Raw genomic sequence first — 1,943 nt, forward strand, 5'->3', positions numbered from 1 at the left:
ACCGCCCTTCGAGGCGGTTTTTTCTTTCTGCAAATTATCAGCGAAATATTACCGCTTGTAGCCTCTGCCTTTTCGTGGAAAAACACTTCACATTCTGAACACATTGAAGCCTTTTTCAAAAATTGGAATTAGCTCAAGCCCTTAACTTGACCTTTAACTTAACCCTTAACTAGGTATGGAAAAAGAATTTGTCACTTTCACCTACTGCATAGTTGCATTGTGCAATCGTTTAATATAAAATATTGTTATCAACAACCACAATGAAAAACTATGATTAACCTAACCGCCTCGCACTTTCGTGATGATTATCTCTACCGCTTTTACCAATTTAGCGAAAGCCACAGTAAAATTCCTGCGAACCTAACCAATGTGCTTGCTCGCAAATTGGATATGATCAACGCAGCCGAAAACATCAACGATTTACGAGTGCCACCAGCTAACCACCTTGAACTACTCGAACCGAAAGAGAATAAAATCTATTCCATTCGAGTGAATAAACAGTACCGTCTGATTTTCAAATTTGAAAACGGCACACTGTCCGATTTATTTTTAGATCCGCATACATACGCACTATAAGGACGAACAATGAACATTACAGAACGCAAACCAACCAGTGTAGGCGAAATCCTACTAGAAGAATTTTTAGAACCACTTAACTTAAAAGTAGGCGATTTAGCTAAAATTCTTGACGTACATCGCAACACCGCCAGCAGCCTAATCAATAACAACACTCGCATTAGCTTAGAAATGGCGGTTAAACTCTCTAAAGCGTTCAGTACCAGCCCTGAATTTTGGCTGAACCTACAAACTGCCGTGGATTTATGGGAACTCAACCACAACAAACGCTTTCAGCAAACATTAGCGAACGTACGAGTAGCGAATCAATGGCAAGCAATGCCAGCTTTTGCAATGTAAATCCCCCTACGCTTGACAAGCTCCTCTGTTGGGCGTAGGATATTTCTCCAATGGTACCCACAATGGCTGTGAGTGGTCTAAAAATATCAGCCAAGAGCTTCGAAAACTCTTCAAACATTTTGTATCTATTAAACAAGTTCGCACTTGCGATCTTATTCATCTATGGTTAGGTGGGTGTGGAAATATCTAATACCACACGCCGTTGTTTGAGCGGTTTTCGAACCGCCTAACCGCCAATCCCTTCGAAAGGAACTCAAACTATGAAAAATCAAATCTCTACTCAAACTCAAGTTTCAACCTTCAATTTTGAACACTCAGCAATCCGTGTAATCGCAATCAATAATGAACCGTGGTTCGTTGTAAAAGATATTTGCGACACTCTAGATATTTCAAATCCAAGCAAAGCAATTCTAAATTTAGATGACGATGAAAAAATGATTTCCTCCGACTCTAACTTAAAGTTAGGGTCAGCAGGAAACGGTGCTCAAAGTCTTGCATTGGTCTCTGAAAGCGGAATGTACACCTTAATCCTTCGCTGTCGTGATACCGTTAAAAAAGGCTCAGTTCCTCATCGCTTTAGAAAATGGGTAACAGCGGAAGTCCTCCCCCAAATTCGCAAAACAGGCAGTTATTCGCAAAACGTGGAAGAAATCAGACCGCTTGTCGAGCAACCCGAATTACTGAGCCTGCTCATTCGCTCGTATCACTTTCTGCACCAAGCTCACGAATTCCGCAATAAAGCGGTACAGACGACGATGGGAGCAGCAATTAACCAACAACTAGGCGGGCATTACCTTTACAACTTCGATATGCCACTTCAACAGCATCTAACAGAAATTAAAGCGTTTATTCACAGTAGCAACGAACGCCTAATGTTTGTGGAAGGAATGTTAGATTTACTTTCTAAACCACAACTTCAGCAGCAACCAAAAACGCAAACATTCAATTTCCTTCACCACAGATAATATTGGTTTCATCAACCGCCCTTCGAGGCGGTTTTTTCTTTCTGCAAATTATCAGCGAAATAT

3 protein-coding genes are annotated in these 1,943 nt (G+C 40.9%); all 3 read left to right on the plus strand.

Annotation, left to right across the window (positions count from 1 at the left end; genetic code table 11):
* The first annotated feature begins 270 nt into the window (after window positions 1-270).
* The 3 genes from KH943_RS10005 to KH943_RS10015 all read left to right on the plus strand — a co-directional run bounded on the left by KH943_RS10005 (window position 271) and on the right by KH943_RS10015 (window position 1,880).
* Complete coding sequence (locus KH943_RS10005) at window positions 271-576, plus strand: type II toxin-antitoxin system RelE/ParE family toxin (protein WP_304110433.1); 306 nt, start codon at window positions 271-273, stop codon at window positions 574-576.
* Window positions 577-591: 15 nt separating this feature from the next.
* Window positions 592-915, plus strand: a complete 324-nt coding sequence (locus tag KH943_RS10010; protein WP_304110435.1) for a HigA family addiction module antitoxin — start codon at window positions 592-594, stop codon at window positions 913-915.
* Between the two features lie 260 nt (window positions 916-1,175).
* Window positions 1,176-1,880: a BRO-N domain-containing protein gene (locus KH943_RS10015; protein ID WP_304110434.1), complete on the plus strand. Its 705-nt coding sequence runs from the start codon at window positions 1,176-1,178 to the stop codon at window positions 1,878-1,880.
* Window positions 1,881-1,943: the final 63 nt, after the last annotated feature.

Origin of the sequence: Haemophilus parahaemolyticus, assembly GCF_018373095.1 — a bacterium.
GTDB classification, from domain to species: Bacteria; Pseudomonadota; Gammaproteobacteria; order Enterobacterales; family Pasteurellaceae; genus Haemophilus_A; species Haemophilus_A parahaemolyticus_A.

Bases quoted from the DNA above. Each gene is read 5' to 3' on its own strand.
- KH943_RS10015 (WP_304110434.1), top strand. From the start codon at position 1,176: ATGAAAAATCAAATCTCTACTCAAACTCAAGTTTCAACCTTCAATTTT.
- KH943_RS10005 (WP_304110433.1), top strand. From the start codon at position 271: ATGATTAACCTAACCGCCTCGCACTTTCGTGATGATTATCTCTACCGC.